The organism is Planctomycetia bacterium, from assembly GCA_034440135.1.
Lineage (GTDB): Bacteria > Planctomycetota > Planctomycetia > Pirellulales > JALHLM01 > JALHLM01.
The window spans coordinates 1-7091 of record JAWXBP010000212.1 but is presented as its reverse complement, the minus strand read 5'-3'; the positions used below and the strand labels follow the sequence as shown (position 1 = coordinate 7091).

8 protein-coding genes are annotated in these 7091 nt (G+C 60.9%); 1 reads left to right on the top strand and 7 read right to left on the bottom strand.

Annotated elements, in window-relative coordinates:
- Positions 1-480: 480 nt before the first annotated feature.
- Together SGJ19_12220 and SGJ19_12215 are read right to left on the bottom strand one after the other, a co-directional pair.
- Positions 481-1119 (bottom strand): site-specific integrase, encoded by a 639-nt coding sequence (locus tag SGJ19_12220; GenBank protein MDZ4781011.1) that lies wholly within the window; start codon positions 1117-1119, stop codon positions 481-483.
- A gap of 185 nt (positions 1120-1304) precedes the next feature.
- Complete coding sequence (locus SGJ19_12215) at positions 1305-2297, bottom strand: tetratricopeptide repeat protein (GenBank protein ID MDZ4781010.1); 993 nt, start codon at positions 2295-2297, stop codon at positions 1305-1307.
- 15 nt (positions 2298-2312) lie between these two features.
- On the opposite strand from SGJ19_12215, the gene SGJ19_12210 reads away from it, so the two are divergent.
- Entirely contained in the window at positions 2313-2438 is a 126-nt protein-coding gene (locus tag SGJ19_12210; protein ID MDZ4781009.1) for a hypothetical protein, read from the top strand.
- Here the strand turns inward: SGJ19_12210 and SGJ19_12205 are convergent.
- The 5 genes from SGJ19_12205 to SGJ19_12185 form a co-directional block, all read right to left on the bottom strand.
- On the bottom strand, positions 2435-4375 hold the full coding sequence (locus SGJ19_12205) for a serine/threonine-protein kinase (GenBank protein MDZ4781008.1): 1941 nt from the start codon (positions 4373-4375) through the stop codon (positions 2435-2437). The two genes, SGJ19_12210 and SGJ19_12205, sit on opposite strands and share 4 nt — an antisense overlap.
- A 151-nt stretch (positions 4376-4526) precedes the next feature.
- The gene (locus tag SGJ19_12200; protein ID MDZ4781007.1) at positions 4527-4772 is read right to left on the bottom strand and encodes a hypothetical protein; all 246 of its coding nucleotides are present in this window, start codon (positions 4770-4772) and stop codon (positions 4527-4529) included.
- Entirely contained in the window at positions 4769-5314 is a 546-nt protein-coding gene (locus tag SGJ19_12195) for a hypothetical protein (protein MDZ4781006.1), read from the bottom strand. Before SGJ19_12195 ends, SGJ19_12200 begins: the two co-directional genes overlap by 4 nt.
- A gap of 200 nt (positions 5315-5514) precedes the next feature.
- Positions 5515-5706, bottom strand: coding sequence for a hypothetical protein (locus SGJ19_12190; protein MDZ4781005.1), 192 nt, complete (start codon positions 5704-5706; stop codon positions 5515-5517).
- 185 nt (positions 5707-5891) lie between these two features.
- Entirely contained in the window at positions 5892-6890 is a 999-nt protein-coding gene (locus SGJ19_12185; GenBank protein MDZ4781004.1) for an alpha/beta hydrolase, read from the bottom strand.
- Between the last annotated feature and the right edge of the window lie 201 nt (positions 6891-7091).

The window sequence follows — 7091 nt, the reverse complement described above, 5'->3', positions numbered from 1 at the left end:
TCCAGTTGTTGCCCGAATTCTGGAAAACTTCGGGCTGATGGAATTCTGTCGCGACTCCGCGGCGACAACGGCCGCGGAGGCCGCCCCGAATGGCAGGCCTGAACGACGACGAGATCGCCGCGACTGGCGGCAACCACCGCACTAATTGACGGGGTATAAGCTCATCGACAGCAACAACTTGTGTCTAAATCGGCTCTCGACCGGTCACGGATTATGTCGGCTCCCGCTGTTTCCGGCACACTTACATTGGACCTTGTTGCGTCATGGCTGTTATTGCTCGCACGGCATTTGCATCAGCCGCTGTACGTCGTCAGGAACACGTCGAGTGCATCGTGCCGTGGCGCTTCCTGCACCCGAAACCGGCTCGACGGCATCATCCACAGACTCTGTCAGCGGCGTCACCAGTTTCTTGTCCTCGTTCCGCTGGACCACCCGATATTGCGAAATGAATGACTCAAGCGCGCCTGAGGGACGACTACTTCAGCCATGGAGGCACGTCGCATTGTATTCTGCCACGCTGGCATGCAAATACGCCGACGTCGTCACCACATTCGCATGCCCGGCCGCATCGCGAACTTCGGCCAGCGTGCGACCTCCGGCCAGGGAATGGCTCACAAACGTATGCCGGCCGTCGTGAATCGTGAGCGATTCGAGACAAGTTTTGCCCAGCACCTTGCAAGCCGTCCGGAATCGTTGCCGAAGTGCCTGCCGTGTCAGTCGTTTGCCTCGTGTCCGATTTAGGATCGAAGACACGAACAAATCGTCGGACCGAGCGCCCTTGTTGAGGAGCCTCCCCTTCCAGGCCATAATATCGCCGAACGTATCTCGATCCCACCACAGCGGAATCCGCCGATCGCGCGGAATTTTCGACACATCGGCGCGAATCAATATGTGAGGCCGAGCATCCTCCATCCGAACGTCGTCGAGCCGCAGGCAGGCAATCTCCGAAACCCGCAGCACGCAGCAACCGGCCAGTCGGACAATCACCAGATTCAGCCTGGTGTTTAGCGACCGCTTGGCCTTGCGCTCCAGTTCGCCCAGCGCGGTCACCAGTTCGACGCGGGATAAGAGCCGCCAGGGATCGACCTGCCAGGTGGAGTAAATCGGCACGCTCTGCATCGCAAGGGTTCTCTAGATGCGCCCGGATGCGATAACGCGCACAGAAACGAGGTTTGGCGGCGATATTGCGGGGCTAGTGGAGCGGTCAACTTCGTGGTCGCGCAGTTGAGGCAACAGGATTGCCGGACGGCCTACTGCCCATCTCGTCGACGGCGAAGGCGACAACTCGCGAGAGAGGAATGTACTCAATTCGCTTCGTCCGCCGGCGCCGTGCCGCGAATGCGTCTTTGCGCCTCTTGCAGAATGCATCCGAACAGCACCGTATCGTCCCATGTCAGAAATGGATCCTGCGCGAGACGCCTGGTCGGGGCAGCAGGGTCAGCGGCGGCGCGGGCCGCCGCGGCCTCATGATCTTCGCGTGCCTTCTGATCCAATCGCGCCGCGTGCCAGGCCTCCGCCTGCGCCAACCACTGCAGCGCCTCGTCGTGGCGGTTCAGCTCCTCGTACGTCATCGCAAGAAACGTCATGGCGAGAAAATGCGGTTGCGAACCTTGCCGCGCCACCGACGCCGTCAATTCTCGCTCCGCATCCGCCGGCTGGCCCGCGCGGAAGTAAACCATGCCCAAGTCCTGTTGCGCCCAGGGCGTCTTGGGCAGTCCGGCGGCCGCGCGCCGCCCTAACTGCACCGCCAGATCCGGATGTTCCAATCCGTTGGGCCCCATGCCGCACGTGAACGTGATCGCCTTGGAGAATTCCGGTACGCTGTCCTCGCGATGCAGCGGGATCAGACCTTCACAGGCCTGCCGATAAATGGTCGCGTCGCCCGTGGCAATTCCGATGCGCGCCAGCGTATACCAGACCCACGGCAAAAACGCCTGTCGTACTTCAGGGCGCGAATTAGCAAAGATGCGAGCGGCTTCCAAGCAACGGCGTTTCGCGGAGACGTAGTCGCCACGGAACTGATCGTTGCTGGCGGCCTCGTTCAAATTCGCGGCCACCTGACCGCTGTCAGGCCCGAGCGTGGATGACAAGATGTCCAGCGCTTCGACAAACACCGGTTCGGCCTCGTCGAATCGACCTTGATGCATCAAGAACTTGGCGAACGCCGCGGTCGACTGGCCGACGAACGGACGGCGGCCTAACGATTGCTGGTCGGATGCGAGCGATTCCCGATAGAGTTGCTCCGCCGCAGCGACGTCGCCGGCTTTCGCGAGATCGTCAGCCGCTTCGCGTCTCAAGTAGCTGACGATCGGGTGCCGATCGCCAAAGACTTCAGCAACTTTGGCGATGGCCTTTCGATTGGCCTCGGCGAAACCCTGGGCGTCGCCGAACGACCGCGCAATCTGGCTTTGCGCGTATTGCCCGATCGCTTCGCCTAAGCGCGGATCGCCGTGGCGGCAGCCAGCAACTGCCTGGTCGCTTCGGCCAGGCGATCGTTCTTAATGAGCACGGCTGCGAGCCCGAAGCGCGCATACGCAGTGTCGCGGTGCTCCTCGCCGACCAGCGCGACGCGCGTTTCAATCGCGGCGCTCAGCAGCTTTTCGGCCTCGGCCTGTCGCATACCTTGGTTGAAATTGATGACCCAGGCGAGAATGAACTCGCTGAGGGCCACGTCGAGATGGCGCTCGCCCCATGCGGCGCGCCGGATTTCCAGCGCTTCCGTGGCATGGCGCTCGGCCGAATCGAAGTCACCCGCAAAGAATTGAAAAATCGCCAGGCTATGCAGACTTTCCGCCACGGCAAGATCTCGGTCGCCGGCGGCGCGTCGGCGCAATTGCAGCGCCTTGGTCAGTAGCGGCTCGGCGTCGTCGAAGCGCATGTAGCTCGTGTACGCATTGCCGATGCGGTCCATCAGCATCGCCTGCACCGCCGCCTGAATCTTCAATTCTTCCGGAAGACTGCCGCCCTGGACGTTCGCCAGCTTGCTCTCCAAGACCAACGTGTCGGCGAGAATCTGCTTCGCGCCGGCGTCGAGAATCTCCACCGCCTTGGTATTGGCATCCACCTGCGCCTCGGTGCCGAGTGAATAGCCCGAGAGACCAATCGGATCCGCTCCTTGGTACATGCCCGCCAAGACGGCCGCCGCGCGCTCCGCGACGGCGGCTTGCATGCCGGCCCTCTCGGCTTCGTCGCGCGCGGTCCGTTCGGCCGCTTCGGCGCGTTTTCGGGCAAGCGCCTCATCGTCACGCGCTTGGGCAATGCGCCAAGCCGCAATCGAGGACACGATCGCCGTGCTCACAAGCAACGCCACGACGGCCGTCCCCAGCGACGCCACCATCGGCTTGCGCCGACACCATCGCCAACCGCGCGTCAGAGTTCCGATCGGCCGTGCATGAATCGGTTCGCCCGCCACTTGGCGGCGCAGTTCGTCGGCCAAGTCCCGCGCGCTGACATAGCGCTTCGACGGCTCCTTCTCCAGGCATTTCAAGCAGATCGTCGCCAGGTCTCGCGGAACACGGCTGTTGAGTTTGCGGGGACTCGGCGGTTCGTCGCTGAGGATCTGCAAGATCAACATGCGCTTTTCGCCGCGAAACGGCAGCTCGCGCGTCAGCAACTCGAACAGAATCACCCCCAATGAATACACGTCGCTCCGGGCGTCGGCCTCATGGGCTTTGCCGCGCGCCTGCTCGGGACTCATGTAGGCCGGCGTGCCGAGTATCTGCCCGTCCAGCGTCATCGTGACTTCGCCGGTTTCGCGCTTTGCCAGACCGAAATCGGTGATGTGCGGCTGGCCTTCGCGATCCATCAGGATGTTGCTGGGCTTCAGGTCGCGATGTACGACGCCGCGTTCGTGAGCGTGGTGAACCGCGTCGGCAATCTGCGCGACCAATGCCGCGGCCTCGCGCACCGTCAACGGCCGGGCCTTGGCCCACTCCTGAAGCATGGCGCCGTCGACAAACTCGCTGGCGATGAAAAACGTATCGCCTTCGCGACCGACTTCATGGACGCTGACAATGTTGGGATGCCGCAATTGCGCCGCGGCGCGCGCGTCGCGGAGAAAGTATTCCGCTTCCGTGCTGTTCAACTGGCTGCGACGCGGCACCTTGACGGCCACCGTGCGATCGAGCAGCGTATCGCGCGATCTCCAGACCGCGCCGAACCCGCCAATCCCGACGCGCTCGAGCAGGTCGAAGTGCGCGAGCTTCCGCGGCGCCGCCGGCCGCGCGGAATCCATCAGCCCGGACACATTCGCCACGGTGGCGTCTTTACTGATCAGCGTGATATCGCTGCCGCACGACGGACAGACCAAATCGTCCAAGAGATGGTCCACGGCCAGTTCAATCGGATAGTGGCAGTGCGGACAGCGAATCTGCATGATCAGCGCGCTGACGGGAGGCTGGTGCGGCTACGGCCCATTGTGCCTTGTCGGCAAGTCGGAGGACAAGAGTCCCCGCCGTTCGTTCCTGGCACCTTTTCTCCCGCCGATGTCTTCGCACCGTGGGGCACCGCCGATGCCGAAAACGAGTTCACCTGCCAACAATTCGAGCTGACGCCATGGTGACAAGCGCGACCAAGGTAAGCAGAAGCGTTTCCGACTCTGGAACCGCCGCAGGATTTGGAACTTCGTATTCCGGCCCAAGCGTGAAGAAAGGTCCGGTTCCAAAATTATTGCGGACCAGATTCAGGTCGTCGATATTGACAATCCCATCGCCGTTCGCATCGCCGGTGCCAGTTCCATCAAAATTATTGCGCACATTGTTGAGATCATTCACATTAACGGCGTCATCGCCGTTCGTGTCTCCCGGAATAACAGGAACTTCGCCGGGCGTGAAGTTGAAAAAAAATCCGCTGTGGATGCCGGATCTAAATGCACTACGTAGACATTGAGAAAACTGTCGTCCGCCAGCCATCCCTGGATTTGCCAGGAACTGGTGTCATCGGAGAATAGTTCTATGATTCGAAAGGTTGTCCCTTCAAACGTCAGCGGAAGAATTCCGCCGCTGCTGTAGATGATGCCGGGAATTGAGGGAAAATGGGACTTCCTTCGGATTGTGCCCCCCCGAATAGTGATCGGATTCCCCGTTCCGATTTCAATTGCCTCGTCGTCATTGTTTTCGCCGATCACGCCCCGCTCAATGACTGCGGAGGAAATGCCACCAAGTTTGAGTTTATTGACCGTTCCACCGGTAATGAGGACGTCGTCCTGTTTCACGTCCAGGACGTCGTAGAAGTCTCCATCTTGAACGAGGATAGTGGCCGCCGCCGGCGAGGCGAAGGACAACACGCAGCAAGCAAGACAGATTAGCCGCAACACGGCGCGCACCTCCCCGAGGATGCTTCAAGCAAACTCAACTACCGCGATGGTAACCGAGCGCTAGATCGACGGCAACGAAGCGGCGTTATGCAGCTAACCGTCGGGCCTGGTACATAGTGAGATGCGACGACCCCCTGCGGCGCCGTCAGGCGTCGGACGGCACTATAGCCGGAGCGACGTGGATTGCCCTGCGGAGGCGGTTATTTTTTCTTCCGCTTTTTTAACGCCAGCGACAGGCTCTCGTACTGGGCCTTTTGGGCGATGGCGCCGGGCGTCCGGCCGAACTGCTTGGCCAATTCCTTGGTCGAGACCTTTCCGGCCAGCGATTTGAATTTCTTCAGCTCGGCTGGCGACCACGGCTTCCGGACAGTCGTTTTCTTTTTCTTGGCCATTGTAGTTCCTTGTTGATTGGGGTGAGGTCACGATGGTAGCGTTCGATGCGGACTGTACCAAGGGCTCGCCCGCCGGACTTGTCGACAAAAACCAACTAATTGCTGGGGCCGCGATGCCTGCCCGCGACGGTTTCGTTCGACGTTTCAACCAGTTTGGTAGACGGCAACACGCGACGATGCGGCGATCATTTGGCCGGCATCATAGCGTACGCGGCCACATCGGCGGCTGCTTTGGTAGGAACGCCCGGCTTGTCTAGAAAGCCGAGATCCGCGAACCATTCGAGGTAACGCTCGGTCCAAGCGCCGAACGGGATACCGCCGCGATCCGTGAGTCCGCCGCCGTGAACGCCATTTCCATAGATGTGCATCTCCAGATTCGGCACGCTGGCCTTGAGCATGGCGACAAAGTAGTCATTCGCCCAAAGCGCATGCACGCGATCGCCGGACCCCGCGGAGGCGATGAAACTCGGGGGAACATTGCGCGGGATGGGCGTCATTGCGTCGCGTGTGAACGGCGTCGGCCCGGGATAGATCACACCCACAAAATCGGGCCGGGCCGAGACCTTCGCCAACGCGTCCGCAGCGTCGCTGTGCTGACGCTCGAAGTCCTCGAAAAACAGCGCCGCGGGCGCCGAGAGTTCCGCGCCGGCGGAAAAGCCCATGATCCCGATCTTCGCGGGATCCAGTTTCCATTCCGCCGCATGAGCGCGCACCAGCCGGATGGCCTGGAACGCATCATTCACGGCGTCGATCGTCGGCTCATAGCCGTCCACGCGCAGTCGATTGCGCAGGACGATCGTTGACACGCCGCGCTGTTTGAAGAACGGCACGAAATCGGCGCCTTCCGGGCCGACCCAGAGGATGCGATGGCCGCCGCCCGGAGCGACGATCACCGCCGCGCCGGTATTCGATGCGTTGTCGTCCGCCAAGTGTACTTCGATCGACGGATTGTGGATGTTGATGACGTTCACCGTCTTGTCCGACGGCTGCTTGAGCGACGTGTTGTATTGTTCCGGCTCGTGAATGCGTTCCCGCTTCAGCAGCGGCGAATCCTCGGGATAGAGCGACAACACTTGCCCGCCGGATAGCACGGGCTCCGGAAGGAACGGCGTTGCATCCGTGGCTTGCGCCCTGGCCTTATGACAGAGCAACAGGAAGAGTAGCGTGCAGATTCTTGAGTGCATGGCAGATTTCCAGTGGTCGAGTCCTGTCGTTGCGACAGGCTATAGTTGGATTCCCAAACATTTGCGTCATGATTCAAATTCAGTTTGAGCGCGCGACGCGGTTTTTTTTGGTTCTTCACCCAATTCCGGGGAATGAGGGGATGAGTTGAGTCAACGGCAGGTCTGCTTCATGTTGCTGGGTGTTGACGAAACCAGTGACAC

Excerpts from the sequence above, each read along its gene's own strand:
- SGJ19_12190 (MDZ4781005.1), bottom strand. The coding sequence starts at position 5,706 with ATGGCCAAGAAAAAGAAAACGACTGTCCGGAAGCCGTGGTCGCCAGCC.
- SGJ19_12185 (MDZ4781004.1), bottom strand. The coding sequence starts at position 6,890 with ATGCACTCAAGAATCTGCACGCTACTCTTCCTGTTGCTCTGTCATAAG.
- SGJ19_12205 (MDZ4781008.1), bottom strand. The coding sequence starts at position 4,375 with ATGCAGATTCGCTGTCCGCACTGCCACTATCCGATTGAACTGGCCGTG.
- SGJ19_12220 (MDZ4781011.1), bottom strand. The coding sequence starts at position 1,119 with ATGCAGAGCGTGCCGATTTACTCCACCTGGCAGGTCGATCCCTGGCGG.